The sequence below is a fragment of the Kitasatospora griseola genome, assembly GCF_044999035.1.
Classification (GTDB): Bacteria; Actinomycetota; Actinomycetes; order Streptomycetales; family Streptomycetaceae; genus Kitasatospora; species Kitasatospora griseola.
Genome location: NZ_CP173360.1, coordinates 3056023 through 3072534 on the forward strand (window position 1 = coordinate 3056023; position 16512 = coordinate 3072534).

Sequence of the window (16512 nt, forward strand, 5' to 3'; positions counted from 1 at the left end):
GTCACGCCGCACCCCCGGTCGAGCCGCCAGAGCTGCCGGAGTCGTCAGAGCCCTCGGACTCGCCCACGTCATCCACGTCTTCCTCGTCATCCGCATCGCCCGCGTCCTCGCGCGACGAGACGACCACCGCGTCGGCGGGGTCGATCAGGCCGGGCGGCGGGGTGATCACGGCACGCTGCTCGTCCAGGTCGATGGTGGGGACGATCTGCTCGACGAACGGGATGAGCACCTCGGTGCCGTCGGGGCGCAGGACGGTGAGCAGGTCCTGGTACGGGAGGTGGACCACCTCGGTGAGTTCGCCGATCAGGGTGCCGTCGGTGAGGACGACGTCCAGGCCGATCAGCTGGTGGTCGTAGTACTCGTCGGGGTCGTCGGGGGTCTCCTCCGGGTCGACCTCGGCGATCAGGAAGGTGCCGCGCAGCGCCTCGGCGGCGGTGCGGTCCTTGACTCCGGCGAAGCGCAGCAGCAGACGTCCGCTGTGCACCTTGCCGGACTCGACGGTCAGCGGTCCGATGCCGGCCGGGTCGGTGAGGAGGACCGCGCCGGGGCCGAGCCGCAGTTCCGGCTCGTCGGTGCGGACCTCGACACTGACGTCCCCTCGGATGCCGTGGGCGCGGCCGATCTTGCCGACGACGAGCTGCACGGTGATCGTTCTCCTGAGATGAGCCTGGGTGAGGCGAGCGAGGTGGTGGGTGCTGAAAGCGAGGTGGTGCGGTACTGAAAGACGAACGGGCCCGGAAAACGGGAAGGACCGGCCGGGACGGATGCGTCCCGGCCGGTCCGGAAACCCGGAGGTCGACCTGTCGATTGACGTTGCCGGTCGATCGTGGAGGTCAGCGAATGCTGTCCACATCGACCAGGTCGACCCGGACATTGCGACCGCTGAGGGCGCCGACCACGGTGCGCAGTGCGCGCGCCGTACGGCCGCCCCGGCCGATCACCTTGCCGAGGTCGTCGGGGTGCACCCGCACCTCGATGGTGTGACCGCGGCGCAGGTTCCGCGAGCGGACCTGCACCTCGTCGGGGTGCTCGACGATGCCCTTCACCAGGTGGTCGAGGGCTTCCTCGATCATGCTCAGGCCTCGGTGGAAGCGGCCTCGGCCTCGTCAGCCTTGTCCGACTTCTTGGCCTTCGGGGTGATGGCGACACCGGTGGTGGCGTCCTCGAAGCCGGCGACGGCCTTGGCGAACAGGTGCGAGAAGTCCTCGACCTTGGGCTCGGCGACCTTCAGCGGCTCCGGAGCCGGCAGGCCCTTGAACTTCTGCCAGTCGCCGGTCAGCTTGAGGATGGCGAGCACCGGCTCGGTCGGCTGGGCGCCGACGGACAGCCAGTACTGGGCGCGGTCGCCGTCGACCTCGATCTTCGAGGGGTTGTAGGTCGGCTGGTAGATGCCGATCTCCTCGATCGCGCGGCCGTCACGCTTGGTGCGCGAGTCGGCGACGACGATGCGGTAGTGCGGGGAGCGGATCTTGCCCAGACGCTTCAGCTTGATCTTGACAGCCACGGGTGTGGTTCTCCTGAGTTTTGACGTGGGTGAGCAGCGCTCCGCCGCGTGGGGCTGCGGCGCGAGGTGCCGTTCAAGGGACACGCCAGCCGTTGGGAGAGAGGGTCCTGCAATGGCTGCCGAGTACTCAGCTGTCCATTCTGCCACATCGCAGAGGTCGCCCCGACACCGCCCGGCACCGCCCGACAGGACCACCGAGCGCCACTGCAGGACCACCGAGCGGCCCGACAGAACCGCCGAGCCACACAGCAGGACCACCGAGCGCCACGGCAGCACCGCCGAGCGCCACGGCAGGGCAGCCGCGCACCGCGGCAGCCTCGCAGAAGCGGAAAAGGTCCGGAAAAAGTTGTGTCGACCGTCCCCCGAAGGGGCCGGTCGACTCACGGCCGGCCCGCGGGCACCCCCGCCCGCGGTCCGGATCAAGCGTTCTTCGACGGCAACGGCTGTCAAGCGATCTTGAACGGCTGCTGGCAGGCACCGCAGACGATCGAGGCCTGCGCCAGCACCGACGGGACGACGCGGACGTTGCGACCGCAGCCGCACACCGCCTTGACCCGCACGCCGCCGCCCGAGGAGCCGTGCCGGGCGGCCGGTCCGCGGAAGGCGCGGTGGTTGCCCTCGCCGGCGACGGCGAGCTGGTGCGCCCCGAGCGCGCGGTCGAGACGCTCGATGGTCTCGGCGTAGCGTTCGCGGGTCTCGTGCCCCATCGTCACCTGGGAGAAGCCGCTGCTGGCGTGCGGCTCGACCGGGTGGGCCAGGCCCAGCTCGGAGGCGAGCAGCAGGAAGCGGCGGTTGTGGTAGCGCCCGGCCCGCGACGTGTCGCGGATCTCCCGGGCGGCGGCCAGGCCGTGCGCGGCCTCGTGCAGCAGGCGCTCGAAGTTGAGGCGGGTGCCGCAGGCCGACGAGGACTCGCCGATCAGCGCCTCGGGCGACGCGAGGTCGGGCAGGTCCCGGTGGTGGGCCTGGATGTCGCTCCAGGCGGCGGCCAGTTCGGCCGCAAGGACGAGGGGCTGTGTCGTGCTCACGCTGTACCAACGATGGGGAGAGAGCCGATGTTCCGCCGGACCCCGGGGTTCGGGAATTCCCAGCGAACTCTCAGGAATGCACTTCCGCACGCGAATTGCGCGGTTCCGAACTGACGCAAGACCAACCCCCTGCACGTTTGGGCCCGACGCTCTCGCCAGGCTCTCGGCACCCGTCGCGGAGCCCAACATCCCCACGGCGGACGGCCCGCAACCTGTCCGAAAATTGACAGGGCCACGGGCCGTATACCGTACCGCTTGTCAGGTACTCCGGGGAGTTGACTGAGCAGTAGTCTCAACTACCAGTATGCGAACCGGGGTTCGGCCTCCACCCGGACCGTTCCGGGGCCCGGCCGGCCACTCCGCAGCTCATCGCGTTGATCACGCTCCGCACACGGTCCCCGGGCCGGCGGCCCGGGGACGCTCGCGGTGGTCGGATCAGTACGCGCGGGCGACCAGGGCGAGGTTGCCCTCCTGGTCGTCGGCGGCCGGCACGGTGCCGTCCGCGGCGATCAGGCAGCGCACCGACACGCCCTGCTCGGCCAACTTCGCCTCGCCCTCCGGGCCGAGGTCGGCCCAGGAGATCCGGCCCCAGCCGGTGGCGGCGGCCTCGACGGCCTCGTCGATGGTCTTGACGTCCACGGTGCGGGCCTCGCGGCGCTCGCGGGACTCGCGCAGCAGCTGCGCCTGGTCCTCCTCCAGGATGCCGGGGACGATCGCGGCCAGGGAGTCGACCTGGACGGGCGCCTTGCCGCCGGCGATCCGGCGGGCCAGCATCGCGGTGCCGGCCTCCAGGTCGCGCGGGCCGACCTCGATGCGCAGCGGAACGCCCTTGAGCTCCCAGTCGACGGCGCGGCGGCCGAACGGGGTGTCGGTGCGGTCGTCGACGACCACCCGGACGCCCGCGGCCTCCAGCTGGGCGCCGATCTCGCGGACCTTGGCCAGCACCGCGTCCTCGCCCTTGATGGCCAGGACCACGACCTGGACGGCGGCCAGCCGCGGCGGAACCCGCAGGCCGTTGTCGTCGCCGTGGGACATGATCAGGCCGCCGACCATGCGGGTCGAGACGCCCCAGGAGGTCTGCCAGACGAACTCGCGCTCGGCGCCCTGGAGCTGGTAGGTGGTGTTGAAGGCCTTGGCGAAGTTCTGGCCCAGCTCGTGGCTGGTGCCCATCTGCAGGGCCTTGCCGTCACGCATCATGCCTTCGAGCGTGAGGGTGTTGATGGCGCCGGCGAACCGCTCGCGGGCGGTCTTGCGACCGAGCACCACGTCGATGCCGAGCACGTTGGTCATGAAGTCGCCGTAGACGTCCGTGTGGATCCGCGAGGCGTAGTCGCGGGCGTCCTCGTAGGTGGCGTGGGCGGTGTGGCCCTCCTGCCAGAGGAACTCGGTGGTGCGCAGGAAGACGCGCGGGCGGAGCTCCCAACGGACCACGTTGGCCCACTGGTTGATCAGCAGCGGCAGGTCGCGGTGGCTCTGAACCCACTTGGAGAAGTACTCGTTGATGATCGTCTCGGAGGTGGGCCGGACGACCACCGGCTCCTCGAGCTCCTTGCCGCCGCCGTGGGTGACCACCGCGAGCTCGGGGGCGAAGCCCTCCACGTGCTCGGCTTCCTTGGTCAGGTAGGACTGCGGGATGAACATCGGGAAGTACGCGTTCTGGGCGCCGGCCTTCTTGATCCGGGCGTCCATCTCCTGCTGCATCCGCTCCCACAGGCCGTAGCCGTACGGTCGGATGACCATGGTGCCCCGCACCGGACCGTTGTCGGCCAGCTCTGCCTTGTTGATGAGGTCCTGGTACCAGCGGGGGAAGTCTTCCGCCTGGGGGGTGAGAACGGGTGCCTTAGCCATGGGCCGAATGGTACGGGGCGTGACGGCCGTACCGTGAATCCGTTTTCCCCACTGCGGCCCGCGGACGGGGCGGGGGCGCGCCCGCGCACACCCCGGGGCGCACACCCGCAGCGCACGGACACCTGCTCGCACCCCTCTGGACGACGGCGGTGACCCGCTGTTCGCTGAGAGGGGCCGGGGGGTGCCGGGCTGCGGCACGGGCAGCCGATTCCGAGGACCGATGTGGACCGATTGGGAGGCCGCGATGGCTTCAGCGCAGGTGACCGGCAGCACCGTGGACCGGGTCCGGGCGGACGGTCCGGCGGAGCGGCGCGGTCGGGCGCGGGACTGGGCGGAGATCCAGGAGCGCATGCTCGTCCCCCTCTACCAGGACGTTTACCGGCGGCTGGAGGTCGGCGCGGCGACCAGCCTGCTCGGGGTGGGGTGCCGGTCGGGCCTGGCGCTGCTGCTCGCCCAGGGGCGCGGCGCGCAGGTCGCGGGGGTGGAGCGGAACGACGAGCTGCGGGAGCTTGCGGCGGCCCGCGGGCTGCAGGTGGCGCCCGGCGGGAGCCTCACCCGTTCGGCGCACCCCGTCCCCCGGCCGGCGCACTCCCTGGTGACGGTCTTCGAGCAGCCGCCGACGCCCGCGCTGGTCGCCTGGTCGGCGCAGCGCACGCTCCCCGGCGGGCTGCTGGTGCTGGCGGTCCGGGGCCCGGCGGAGCGCTGCGAGAGCACCGCGGTGCTGGAGGTGGCGCGCCGGCACGCCCCCGCGGAGGAACCTGCCGCAGGAACGCCGGAGTCGCTGCTGGTCGCCGCCGGTCTGCGCCCGTCCGCCGCCGGCCGGGTGGTCTGCCCGTTCGCGTACGCCGAGGTGGACTCGGCGGTCCGCGGGCTGCTGGCCACCGGCCTGTTCGACCGGGCCGAGCAGCAGGCCGGAGCGGCGCTGGTGGCGAAGGAGTTGGAGGAGGCGCTGCATCCGTTCCTGCGCCCGGACGGCTCGGTGCGGATGGTGGACGAGTTCCGCTGGGTGGCGGGCGTCCGGCCGGCGGACGCTACTCGCGGCTGAGCCCGGCGGCGGCGTACGCGGCCTCCTCGTCCAGGGTCTCGGCCTCCAGGAGGGCGGTGGCGAGGGCGTCGAGGCGGTGGCGGTGCCGGTTGAGCAGGACGATCGCCTCCTCCCAGCATTCGGCGACGATCCGGCGGGCCTCCTCGTCGACCGCGTCCAGGGTGGTGGGGGCGGCGGACAGGCCGTACGGGGCCTGGCTGTCGTTGGGGATGGCGGTGACCCGGCCGACCAGGCTGCTCATGCCCCAGCGGCCGGCCATCGAGCGGGCGATGGTGGTGAGCTGTTCGAGGTCGCTCTCGGCGCCGGTGGTGACCACCCCGTACACCACCTGCTCGGCGGCCATGCCGCCGAGCGCGCCGATGATCCGGCCGCGCAGGTAGGGCTCGGTGTAGGAGTAGCGGTCGGTGTCGGGAGTGGAGAGGGTGACGCCGAGGGCGCGGCCGCGCGGCACGATGGTGACCTTGCGGACGGGGTCGGCGCCGGGCTGGAGCATGCCGAGCAGGGCGTGCCCGGACTCGTGGTACGCGGTGCGCTCGCGTTCCTGCTGCGGCATCACCAGCGGCCGCACCGAGCCGAGTTGGACCTTCTCCAGGGCCTCGGACAGGTTCTCCTGGTCGACGGCGTCCTGCTGGCGCTTGACCGCCAGCAGCGCGGCCTCGTTGACCAGGTTGGCCAGGTCGGCGCCGGTCATGCCGGGGGTGGTGCGGGCGACGACGTCCAGGTCGGTGCCCTCCACCAGCGGGACTTCGCGGGTGTGGATCCGCAGGATCTGTTCGCGGCCGGCCCGGTCGGGCGGGCTGACGGTGATCCGCCGGTCGAAGCGGCCGGGGCGCAGCAGGGCCGGGTCGAGGATCTCGGCCCGGTTGGTCGCGGCGATCACGATCACGCCCTCGGAGCCGGTGAAGCCGTCCATCTCGGTGAGGATCTGGTTCAGCGTCTGCTCGCGTTCGTCGTGGCCGCCCATGCCGCCACCGCCGCCGCGCTGGCGGCCGATGGTGTCGATCTCGTCGATGAAGATGATCGCGGGGGCGACCTTGCGGGCCTCGGCGAACAGGTCGCGGACCCGGCTGGCGCCGACGCCGACGATCATCTCGATGAACTCGGACGCCGAGGCGGAGAAGAACGGGACGTCCGCCTCCCCGGCGACCGCGCGGGCGAGCAGCGTCTTGCCGGTGCCGGGCGGGCCGGACAGCAGGACGCCGCGCGGCATCTTCGCGCCCAGTCGGCGGTAGGCCTGGGGGTTCTTCAGGAAGTCGACGACCTCGCTGAGCTCGGCCTCCACCTCGTCGATGCCGGCCACGTCCCGGAAGGTGGTGCGTCGGCCCTGACTGGTGTCCACCGGCTTCGGCGGGGCCTTGCGGCCGAGCGCGCCGCCGCCCAGGCCGCCGGCCATCCGGCGGGCCAGGAACACCCAGACCGCGATCAGCAGCAGCATCGGGGCGAGCGAGATCAGCAGGTTGGCCAGGAAACTGCGCTGCTGCACCACCGGGCGGGCGGTCACCTCGACGTTGTGCGACTGCAGGGTCGCCCAGAGCGGGTCGGTGGCGAACGCCGGGCGCTGGGTGGTGAATTCGGTGTAGTCGCCCTTGCCGCCGTCCGGCTTGGGCTGCTTGTTCCGCAGGTTGCCCTCGATGGAGTCGCCCTTGGAGTAGATCTTGGTGATGTTGTCGCTGTTGAGCTGCTTGCTGAACTCGGTGTACGAGATCGTGGTCGACCCGCCGCCGCCGAAGAAGCTCAGCAGCAGGTCGGACAGCAGGAACACCACCAGTGCGGTGAGGATCAGGCCCGTCCAGCCGCCCGGCATCTTCTTCTTCGGCGGCGCGGGCGGCGGCGCCCCCTCGGACCGCCAGGGCTGGTCGGGGGTCTGACGCGGCGGCACGGGGTTGCTCACCCGTCGGACAATACGGACGTTCCGGCCGCCGATCGGTGCGCAACGCCGACGCCCGTCAGCGCACGGGCGTCGGCCACTCCTCCGCCGTCAGCGCGAACCGCTCGTGATCGCGCCACGCGTCCTGCAGGAACAGCATCCGCGGCGTGAACCCCTCGTGCCGGAAGCCCAGCCGGCGCGCCATCGCCACCGAACGCTCGTTGTCCGGCTGCACGTTGATCTCCAACCGGTGCAGCCCCAGCCCGCCCTGCTCGGCCGACAGGAAGCACCGCTCCACCACCAACCGCATGCCCTCCGACATCCGACCCGTCCCGTCGAACGGCACGTACGAGTCGTAGCCCAGCACGCCGTTGCGGAACCGGGCCATCACGATGTTCGCCACATTGCACTTGCCGACCAGCCCGCCGCTCTCCCGATCGAGGATCAGGAACGTCCGCAGCCCCACCCCCTGACGGCTCAACAGGTCCGGCAACCCGTCCGGCTCCACCGGATTCCACCGCCCGATGTGCTCGGCGGAACGCCGCACCGCCTCGGCATAGGGGACGACGTCATCGGGGCGGGGGGCTCGGATCGTTACGCGCATGCCAGCCATCATGGCGCAGGACGAGCACAAACAGGGGCGAGGGCCGACGGGTGCGAAACCCGTGCGATGCGAAGCCGAACCCGCCTTACAGCAGGTCCTTGAACTCCTTGGGGAGCTCGAAGTCCGACGGACCCTTGCCCGGCGGGAGGCCGAACGCGTTGCCGCCGCCCTGGCCCGGCCCGAGCGCCTTGCGCTCGGCCGCGGCCGCCTCCTCCTGGGCCCGCTTGAGCGGGTTGCCGCTCTTGCGCTTGCCCTTGGCCACGGGGGCCTTCTTGCCGGAGCGCTTGCCGCCGCCACCCATGCCGGGGATGCCGGGCATGCCGGGGATTCCCTTGCCGGAGGCCATCGCGGACATCATCTTGCGGGCGTCGAAGAACCGCTCGACCAGGCTGGAGACCTCGCCGACCTGGACGCCGGCGCCCTTGGCGATGCGCAGGCGGCGCGAGCCGTTGATCAGCTTCGGGTCGGTGCGCTCGGCCGGGGTCATCGACTTGATGATCGCGCCGACGCGGTTGACGTCCTTGTCGTCGATGTTGTTGATCTGGTCCCGGATCTGGCCCATGCCGGGGAGCATGCCGAGCAGCTTGGAGATCGAGCCCATCTTCTGGACCTGCTCCAGCTGCGACAGGAAGTCGTCGAGCGTGAATTCCTTGCCGCCGCCCTGCAGCTTGGCGGCCATCTTCTCGGCCTCGGCCTGCGAGAAGGTCTGCTCGGCCTTCTCGATCAGCGAGAGGACGTCGCCCATGCCGAGGATGCGCGAGGCCATCCGGTCGGGGTGGAAGGCGTCGAAGTCGTCGACCTTCTCGCCGTTGGAGGCGAACATGATCTGGCGGCCGGTGACGTGCGCGACGGAGAGCGCGGCGCCGCCGCGGGCGTCGCCGTCGAGCTTGGAGAGCACCACGCCGGTGAAGTCGACGCCTTCGAGGAAGGCCTGCGCGGTGGTGACCGCGTCCTGGCCGACCATGGCGTCGACCACGAACAGGACCTCGTCCGGGTTGACCGCGGCGCGGATGTCCGCGGCCTGCTGCATCAGTTCGGCGTCGATGCCGAGGCGGCCGGCAGTGTCGACGATGACCACGTCGTACTGCTTCTGCTTGGCGTACTCGATGGAGTCGCGGGCGACCTGCACCGGGTCGCCGACGCCGTTGCCCGGCTGCGGGCCGTAGAACGCGACGCCGGCCCGCTCCGCGACGACGCCGAGCTGGGTGACGGCGTTGGGGCGCTGGAGGTCGCAGGCGACCAGCAGCGGGGTGTGCTTCTGGGCCTTCAGCCAGTGGCCGAGCTTTCCGGCCAGGGTGGTCTTACCGGCACCCTGGAGACCGGCCAGCATGATCACCGTCGGGCCGGTCTTGGCGTACCGGAGGCGGCGGGTCTCGCCACCGAGGATGCCGATGAGCTCCTCGTTGACGATCTTGATGATCTGCTGGGCGGGGTTCAGCGCGCCGGAGACCTCGGAGCCGAGGGCGCGGTCCTTGACCTGCTTGATGAAGGCGCGGACCACGGGGAGCGCGACGTCCGCCTCCAGCAGGGCGATCCGGATCTCGCGCGCGGTGGCGTCGATGTCCGCCTCGCTGAGACGGCCCTTGCCCCGGAGGTTCTTGAACGTCGCTGCGAGGCGGTCGGAGAGAGTGTCGAACACGTCGGTCGCGGGTCCCTTGCGGCATCGAGTACGGGTACTGTCGTCGCCCCCAAGGGTAGCCGTACGCCCGGTGGACGGTCTGCGCCCCTGCGTGAACGGGTCGTCAGCCGGTCCCCAGAGCGTCCTGCACGGCCCGTGCCACCTGCTGCGCGCGCTCCGGCGTCAACGGTCGGCCGTCCTCGGCGGTCAGGTAGAACGCGTCCACGGCCTCCGCGCCGAGGGTGGACACGTGCGCCGTGCGGACCCGTACGCCGGCGGTGTCCAGGGCGCGTCCGATCCGGTGCAGCAGGCCGGGGGCGTCGTGGGCGCGCACCTCCAGCACGGTCGCCGAACGGGACGCGGTGCCGGGGGCGACGGCGACCACCGGCGGCGGGGTGCGGATGCCGGGCCGGCGCGGGGCGGCCGCGTCGCGCTCGGCGAGTCTGCGGGTCACGTCGAGCGAGCCGTCCAGGGCGCGGCGCAGGTCGGCCCGCAGCCGGGCCGCCTCGGGGACGTCGCCGTACTCGGCGGCCACCGTCCAGCCGAGCAGCAGGACGGGGCCGGTGCCGACCGGGTCGAGTTCGCGCAGGCCGGCCTTGCGGACGGTGAGGCGGTGCAGGGCCAGCACGCCGGCCACGGTGCCGAGCAGGCCGGGGCGGTCGGGGACGGCGAGGGTGAGCTCGACGCCGACGGACTCGGTGCCGTCGGCCGCGAGTTCGGCGCGCAGGGCCAGCGCGGGGCCGCCGGTGCGGGCCGCCTCCACGGCGAGGCGCTCCTGCTCGACCGTCGGACCATCGGTGCCCGGAGCGTCGTTGCCCGGGCCGTCGCCGGCAGCCGGCGGCGCGCCGGTCAGCCGGGCGGCGGTGCGGGCGACCAGTTGGTCGACCAGCGAGGCCCGCCAGGCGGACCAGGCGGCGGGACCGGTCGCGGTGGCGTCGGCCTCGGTGAGCGCGTGCAGCAGTTCCAGGTGGGTCCGGTTGCCGACGATCCCGGCGATCAGGTCGGCGGTGGCCGGGTCGTCGGGGTCGCGGCGGGTGGCGGTGTCCACCAGCGTCAGGTGGTGGCGCACCAGCAGCGCCAGGGTGTCGGTGTCGGGTTTGTCGAAGCCCATCCGGACGGCCAGCTCGCGGACGATCAGCTCGCCGGCCTCCGAGTGGTCGCCGGGCCGGCCCTTGCCGAGGTCGTGCAGCAGGGCGGCGACCAGCAGCAGGTCGGGGCGGGCGGTGCGCCGGGTCAGCCCGGCGGCCCGCACCGCGGTCTCGATCAGGTGCCGGTCGACGGTCCAGCGGTGCACGGCGTTGCGCTGCGGGCGGCAGCGGACCTGCTCCCAGTCGGGCAGCAGCCGGCCGATCAGCCCCTCGGCGTCCAGTGCCTCCCACACCGGCAGGCAGGCCTCGCCGGCGCCGAGCAGTCCGACCAGCCGGTCCCGGGCCTCGTCGGGCCAGGGCACCGGCAGCGGCCCGGTCTCGGCGGCCAGTCGGCGCACCGTGGCGTGGCCGACGGGCAGCCCGGCCTGGGCGGCCGCGGCGGCGGCGCGCAGCGGCAGCACCGGGTCGGCGGCAGGCCGGGCGGCCCGGGCGAGCACCGCCTCGCCGTCCTGTTCGACCACGCCCTCGGCCAGCGGGCGGCGTTCGGCGGGCGCGGCTCGCCGGGTCATCCGGAAGGGGCGGCCGCGGCGGGTGCGGGCCGCGAGCACCCGATCGACGGCCCGCCAGGTGACGTCGGAGGCGTAGGCGACGGTGCGGGCGGCCCGGTAGACCTGGCGCAACAGGGTGTCGGCGTCGGGCAGGCCGAGCCGTTCGGCGACCTGGTCCTGGTCCTGCAGGGTGAGCCGGTCGGTGGCCCGGCCGGTGGTCAGGTGCAGTGCGTCGCGGACGTCGGCGAGGGTGGTGGCCGCGGTGTCCAGGCCGTCGCGGGGGGCGTCGGCGAGCCAGCTGGCGGCGACCGCGTCGAGCGCGACCAGGTCGCGCAGGCCGCCGCGGGCCTCCTTCAGGTCGGGTTCCAGCAGGAAGGACAGTTCGCCGTGGCGTTCGGCCCGGGCCCGGCCGAGGGCGCGCAGTTCGGGCAGCCGGTCGGGGGCGGCGGCGCGCCAGTCGGCGAGCACCCGGGTGCGCAGGTCGGCGGTCAGCCGGGCGTCGCCGGCCAGGTGACGGGCGTCCAGCAGGCCGAGGCCGGCCCGGAGGTCCGCGGCGGCGACCCTGCGGGCCCCGTCGGGGGTGCGGACGGCGTGGTCGAGGGCGACGCCGCTGTCCCAGACGGGGTACCAGATCCGCTCGGCGACCTCGGGGGCGAGCGGGCCGTCGTGCAGCAGCAGCACGTCCAGGTCGCTGCGCGGGGAGAGTGCGCCGCGGCCGTAGCCGCCGACCGCGACCAGGGCGGTGCCGGCGGGCGCGCCGGCTGCCCGGTACAGCCCGGTCAGCCAGTCGTCGGTGAGCCGGGCGAGCGCAGTGCGCCGCTCGCGACCGGTGCGGGCGGGGTCGGGGTCCGCCAACAGCCGGGCGCGGGCGGCGAGGTGGCCGCGGTCTCCGGGGTCGGTCGTCACGGTCAGAGCGCGTCGGGGCCGCGTTCGCCGGTCCGGACCCGCACCACGGTCTCCACCGGGACCGACCAGACCTTGCCGTCGCCGATCTTCCCGGTGCGGGCGGCCCGGACCACCACCTCGATCACCTGCTCGGCGTCCTCGTCCTCGACGAGTATGTCCACCCGGACCTTGGGCACCAGGTCGACGGTGTACTCGGCGCCCCGGTAGACCTCGGTGTGGCCGCGCTGCCGGCCGTACCCGCTGGCCTCGGTGACGGTCAGCCCGTGCACCCCGAACGCCTGCAGGGCGTCCTTGACCTCGTCCAGGCGGTGCGGCTTGATGACGGCGGTGATGAGCTTCATCGGGCGTCGACCTCGGTCTTCTCGGCGGTGGCGGTGGTGAAACTGGGGGCGGTGCGGGCCTGGCCGGCCCCGACGGCGGTGAAGTCGTAGGCGGACTCGGCGTGTTCGGCCTGGTCGATGCCGGACAGCTCGACGTCCTCGGTGACCCGGAAGCCGACGGTCCGCTGGATCGCGGTGCCCAGCAGCCAGGAGAGCACGAACGAGTACGCCAGCACGGCGGCCACGCCGAGCACCTGCCGGCCGAGCTGCCCGAAGCCGCCGCCGTAGAACAGTCCGGCCGCGCTCTGGCCGACGTGGCCGGTGGCGAACAGGCCGATCAGCAGCGAGCCGATCACCCCGCCGACCAGGTGGACGCCCACCACGTCGAGCGAATCGTCCAGCCCGAAGCGGTACTTGAGGCTGATCGCGGCGGCGCACACCGCGCCCGCGACCAGGCCGATCGCGATCGCGCCGAGCGGCGACACCGAGCCGCAGGCGGGGGTGATGGCGACCAGCCCGGCGACCGCGCCGGACGCCGCGCCGAGGGTGGTGAAGGCGCCGTGCCGCAGCCGCTCGTACGCCAGCCAGCCGAGCATCGCGGCGCCCGTGGCGACCTGGGTGTTCAGGAACGCCATCCCGGCGACGCCGTTGGCGGCCAGCGCCGAGCCCGCGTTGAAGCCGAACCAGCCGAACCACAGCAGGCCGGAGCCGAGCATCACCAGCGGCAGGCTGTGCGGGCGCATCGGGTCCCGGCGGAACCCGATCCGCCGGCCCAGCACCAGCGCCAGGGCCAGTCCCGCCGCACCGGCGTTGATGTGCACGGCGGTGCCGCCGGCGAAGTCGATCACGCCGTTGCGGTCGCCGAGCCAGCCGCCGTGCCCGCCGTCGAAGAAGAACACCCAGTGCGCGACCGGGAAGTAGACGATCGTCACCCAGAGCGCCACGAACAGGCTCCAGGACGCGAACCTGGCCCGGTCCGCGATCGCGCCGCTGATCAGCGCCGGGGTGATGATCGCGAACATCAGCTGGAACGCGACGAACGCGGTGACCGGGATGCTGCCGCTGAGCGAGTTCAGGCCGATGCCGCGCAGGCCGACGAAGTCGAGGTTGCCGATCAGGCCGGCCCCGGCGTCCGGCCCGAAGGCCAGCGAGTACCCGTAGAGCACCCAGAGCACGCTGACGATCGCCAGCGAGACGAAACTCATGGCGAGCATGTTGAGGGTGCTCCGGACCCTGACCATGCCCCCGTAGAAGAAGGCCAGGCCCGGGGTCATCACCATGACCAGGGCCGCACTGATGAACACGAAGGCGGTGTCGCCCGCGCTGAATCCGTCCGGCATCGGCATCTCCTCCGCTGTGGAGGCCGCTCCATGCCGGGACGTGTGCCCGTCCCGACATGTCGGCCTTGGGAGGAGCGTGCCGAAGCCGGGTTTCCGCCGATGCGACCCGGTGTTTCGCCGCAGTGACGTGGTCGACGCGCCCGTTACGGGCGCGTGAACCACGAGCGGCGGGCCGTCAGACCACCGAGACGAACTCCGGGATGTCCTGGACCACCCGCTCGGCGAGCCGGTCCACGCCGGGCACGCCGCGGAAGTCCCGGGTGGCCGCCTCGGAGGTCTTGCGGACCCGGGTGTTCAGCCGCTCGGAACGCACCTTGCGGGCGATGTCCACCGCCGCCTCGCAGTACTCCGCGGCCTCCTCCGGCTCGCGCTGCAGCAGCCGCACCGAGGCCATGCCGACCAGGTTGAACGCGTAGGTGCGGACGTGGTCGCCGTCCTTCCGGAACAGGTCGACCGCCTTGGTGATCATCGGCTCGGCGGCCTTGGCCATCGCGGCCGTCCGGTCCGAGGTGTACGCCAGGTCGCGGTAGGAGTGCCCGTTCTCCGCGTTGAGCTCGGCCGTCGAGAAGAACTTCAGCCAGGTAGGCGTCTCCTCGCCGGAGTTGATGTCGCTGAAGGTGTCCTCCGAGAGCCGGATCGCCCGGGCGCAGCGGTTGACCTCGCCGATGGTGGCGTACGCGCGGGCCTCCATCGCGTACAGCAGCGACTGCTGGCGGCTGCTGGCGGTGTCCCGGCTGCCGTACTGGGCCAGGTGGATCAGCTCCAGCGCGTCCTCGCCGCGGTTCAGGTGGATCATCTGCCGGCACATGTCGGTCAGCACGTGCGCGCCGAAGGGCCGGTCCCCGGCCTCCTTGGCGGCGTGCAGCGCCAGCACGTAGTACTTCTGCGCGCTCGGGTGCATGCCCACGTCGTACGACATGAAGCCCGCCAGGTGGGCGAGTTCGGCGGTGAGCCGGAACAGCCGCTTGGTGGTGGTCTCGGGGTAGGTCTCCTGCAGCAGGTCGGTGACCTCGTGGAGCTGGCCCACCACGGCCTTGCGGCGCAGGCCGCCGCCGTTCTGGGCGTCCCACTTCCGGAACATCTCGGTGGTCTGCTCCAGCAGCTGCATCTCCGGCTCGGACAGCCGCCCGGAGAACTGCTCGCCGCCGTTGGCCGCCGCCAGGATCGGGGTGGGCTCGCCGTTCGGACCCGGCGTCAGCCAGCGCTGCATCGGCTCGATCAGCGCCGCGCCGGCCGTCAGCGCCAGTGAGGTGCCCAGGAAGCCGCGGCGGTTGAGCATCAGGTCGCTGCGCGAGTACTCGCTGATCGCCTGCACCGTCTGCTGCGGGCTCCACGGCAGGTCCACTCCGCTGCCGACGGTGGTCACCGGGACGGCGGTGCGCAGGCCGAGGTCCTCGATCGACACCACCGAGCCGAAGCGCTCGGAGAACAGCTCCGACATGATCTTCGGGATCGGCTCGCGCGGCTGCTCGCCGTCCAGCCATCGGCGCACCCGCGAGGTGTCCGTGGAGACGTGGTGCGCGCCGATCTGCCGCGCCCGGCGGTTCACCTGGCGCGCCAACTCGCCCTTCGACCAACCACTGCGCGTGAACCAGGAGCCCAGCTTCTCGTTCGGCTGCTTCTCACCCATGGGACCGTCCCCATCCCGCCCCGACCCGGGGCTCCCGCTCGCCTTGACGACTCGTCATTTCGCAGACCGCTGTGACCGGCCGGCTGCATTCCGTATCCAGAACGTAGCGTCCCTCCGCCATCCGAGGGAGCAACGTCCGGGAAACGCCACCATTCGCCACCCCCACGAGTGAACTACCGGGCGCAGAGCCGCGCTTCACTGTGTGTCAGCCCGGTCAGCTCGGCATGACCCCGGCACATGCCCGGAATCCCGACGGAGGCACGCGTGCGGCAACGACGATCCGGCATCCGGAGCGCGGGTGCAAGGTTCCTGCTCGCCCGTGCCACTCGAATCGGTGTGCGCCGGTCCGCGCGCGCCTCCGGCGCACCACGCGCCACACGCCCCCCGGGCGACGCACCGTCACCATCCCGTAACCACCGGCGACCGGAACCTGTTGGGGGAGGCATGGACAAGCTGTTCGGCACCCTGCGACTCGTCGGCGGTCGTCGCCGCACCCGACCCACCCCGTTCCGGACCGCCACCGAGTACTCCGAGCGCTGGGGTTGGACGCTCGCCGCCGGCAGCCCACCACCGCACACCTCGCTCCGCTGCGAATGCGCCGTCCCACTCTGCGCCGCCCCCAACCTGCACCGGCAGGTCGGCCCGCCGATCGCTCCCGGCGCCAGTGCCGAGGAGCTCGCCGCGCGATGTCCGGCGGACGCGCCGCTGCTGCTCCCCACCGGCCACCAGTTCGACGTCCTGGACGTTCCGGCCCAGCCCGGCCTGCAGGCCCTGGTCCGGCTGGAGCGCATGGGCACCCAGGTCGGCCCCGTCCTCGCCTCCCCCACCGGCCGCCTGCTGTTCTTCGTCGCCCCGCGCACCGCCGAGCACCTCCCCGACCTGCTCTACCGGATGGGCTGGGACGACGCCTCGCTCGACCTCGCCTGCCACGGCCTCGGCTCCTACCTGGCCGCCCCGCCGGTCTCCCTCGGCGCCCTGGGCCCGATGCGCTGGCTGCGCCGCCCCACCGCGGACAACCACCCCCCGGAGGCCCGCCTGCTGCTGGGCACCCTCGCCTACGCCTGCCACCGCACCCGCGACCGGGAGACCTCCCTCGCCGGGTGAGAACCCCGGGGCGCGCGCCCCTGCACATGGAGCAAGGTCCGCCCCGGGGGAACTCCTCCCGGAAC

14 protein-coding genes are annotated in these 16512 nt (G+C 72.6%); 2 read left to right on the forward strand and 12 right to left on the reverse strand.

Going from position 1 to position 16512, the window contains the following annotated elements:
* Position 1: 1 nt before the first annotated feature.
* The 5 genes from rimM to proS all read right to left on the reverse strand — a co-directional run bounded on the left by rimM (position 2) and on the right by proS (position 4377).
* Complete coding sequence (gene rimM / locus ACI1MP_RS13665; protein WP_404868761.1) at positions 2-643, reverse strand: ribosome maturation factor RimM; 642 nt, start codon at positions 641-643, stop codon at positions 2-4.
* A 190-nt stretch (positions 644-833) separates the two neighbouring features.
* Complete coding sequence (locus ACI1MP_RS13670) at positions 834-1073, reverse strand: RNA-binding protein (protein ID WP_404868762.1); 240 nt, start codon at positions 1071-1073, stop codon at positions 834-836.
* Positions 1074-1075: 2 nt separating this feature from the next.
* The gene (rpsP, locus tag ACI1MP_RS13675) at positions 1076-1504 is read right to left on the reverse strand and encodes a 30S ribosomal protein S16 (protein WP_043916170.1); all 429 of its coding nucleotides are present in this window, start codon (positions 1502-1504) and stop codon (positions 1076-1078) included.
* Positions 1505-1950: 446 nt separating this feature from the next.
* Complete coding sequence (locus ACI1MP_RS13680; RefSeq protein WP_043916169.1) at positions 1951-2529, reverse strand: hypothetical protein; 579 nt, start codon at positions 2527-2529, stop codon at positions 1951-1953.
* 435 nt (positions 2530-2964) lie between these two features.
* Positions 2965-4377, reverse strand: coding sequence for a proline--tRNA ligase (gene proS / locus ACI1MP_RS13685; protein ID WP_100590028.1), 1413 nt, complete (start codon positions 4375-4377; stop codon positions 2965-2967).
* A gap of 244 nt (positions 4378-4621) precedes the next feature.
* Here proS and ACI1MP_RS13690 point away from each other — a divergent pair, with 244 nt between their 5' ends.
* A complete protein-coding gene (locus ACI1MP_RS13690; protein ID WP_404868763.1) occupies positions 4622-5422 on the forward strand; it encodes an SAM-dependent methyltransferase in 801 nt (266 codons plus the stop codon).
* Here ACI1MP_RS13690 and ftsH read toward each other — a convergent pair.
* The 7 genes from ftsH to ACI1MP_RS13725 form a co-directional block, all read right to left on the reverse strand.
* Positions 5409-7313, reverse strand: a complete 1905-nt coding sequence (ftsH, locus tag ACI1MP_RS13695) for an ATP-dependent zinc metalloprotease FtsH (protein ID WP_404868764.1) — start codon at positions 7311-7313, stop codon at positions 5409-5411. The two genes, ACI1MP_RS13690 and ftsH, sit on opposite strands and share 14 nt — an antisense overlap.
* 55 nt (positions 7314-7368) lie before the next feature.
* Positions 7369-7893 (reverse strand): GNAT family N-acetyltransferase, encoded by a 525-nt coding sequence (locus tag ACI1MP_RS13700; RefSeq protein WP_232734370.1) that lies wholly within the window; start codon positions 7891-7893, stop codon positions 7369-7371.
* Between the two features lie 85 nt (positions 7894-7978).
* Positions 7979-9532, reverse strand: coding sequence for a signal recognition particle protein (gene ffh, locus ACI1MP_RS13705; RefSeq protein WP_043916164.1), 1554 nt, complete (start codon positions 9530-9532; stop codon positions 7979-7981).
* A gap of 103 nt (positions 9533-9635) precedes the next feature.
* Positions 9636-12059, reverse strand: a complete 2424-nt coding sequence (locus tag ACI1MP_RS13710; protein WP_404870800.1) for a [protein-PII] uridylyltransferase — start codon at positions 12057-12059, stop codon at positions 9636-9638.
* Positions 12056-12394, reverse strand: a complete 339-nt coding sequence (locus ACI1MP_RS13715) for a P-II family nitrogen regulator (RefSeq protein WP_043916162.1) — start codon at positions 12392-12394, stop codon at positions 12056-12058. Before ACI1MP_RS13715 ends, ACI1MP_RS13710 begins: the two co-directional genes overlap by 4 nt.
* Positions 12391-13713, reverse strand: coding sequence for an ammonium transporter (locus ACI1MP_RS13720; RefSeq protein ID WP_380334119.1), 1323 nt, complete (start codon positions 13711-13713; stop codon positions 12391-12393). Before ACI1MP_RS13720 ends, ACI1MP_RS13715 begins: the two co-directional genes overlap by 4 nt.
* A 175-nt stretch (positions 13714-13888) precedes the next feature.
* Positions 13889-15343: a hypothetical protein gene (locus tag ACI1MP_RS13725; protein WP_100590033.1), complete on the reverse strand. Its 1455-nt coding sequence runs from the start codon at positions 15341-15343 to the stop codon at positions 13889-13891.
* 444 nt (positions 15344-15787) lie between these two features.
* On the opposite strand from ACI1MP_RS13725, the gene ACI1MP_RS13730 reads away from it, so the two are divergent.
* A complete protein-coding gene (locus ACI1MP_RS13730; protein ID WP_380334115.1) occupies positions 15788-16447 on the forward strand; it encodes a bifunctional DNA primase/polymerase in 660 nt (219 codons plus the stop codon).
* Positions 16448-16512 lie beyond the last annotated feature (65 nt).

What these genes read in the sequence shown, in the direction of transcription:
- ACI1MP_RS13670 (WP_404868762.1), bottom strand. Translation starts at nt 1,073, where the DNA reads ATGATCGAGGAAGCCCTCGACCACCTGGTGAAGGGCATCGTCGAGCAC.
- proS (WP_100590028.1), bottom strand. Translation starts at nt 4,377, where the DNA reads ATGGCTAAGGCACCCGTTCTCACCCCCCAGGCGGAAGACTTCCCCCGC.
- ACI1MP_RS13690 (WP_404868763.1), top strand. Translation starts at nt 4,622, where the DNA reads ATGGCTTCAGCGCAGGTGACCGGCAGCACCGTGGACCGGGTCCGGGCG.
- ACI1MP_RS13700 (WP_232734370.1), bottom strand. Translation starts at nt 7,893, where the DNA reads ATGCGCGTAACGATCCGAGCCCCCCGCCCCGATGACGTCGTCCCCTAT.
- ACI1MP_RS13715 (WP_043916162.1), bottom strand. Translation starts at nt 12,394, where the DNA reads ATGAAGCTCATCACCGCCGTCATCAAGCCGCACCGCCTGGACGAGGTC.
- ACI1MP_RS13720 (WP_380334119.1), bottom strand. Translation starts at nt 13,713, where the DNA reads ATGCCGGACGGATTCAGCGCGGGCGACACCGCCTTCGTGTTCATCAGT.
- ACI1MP_RS13725 (WP_100590033.1), bottom strand. Translation starts at nt 15,343, where the DNA reads ATGGGTGAGAAGCAGCCGAACGAGAAGCTGGGCTCCTGGTTCACGCGC.
- ACI1MP_RS13730 (WP_380334115.1), top strand. Translation starts at nt 15,788, where the DNA reads ATGGACAAGCTGTTCGGCACCCTGCGACTCGTCGGCGGTCGTCGCCGC.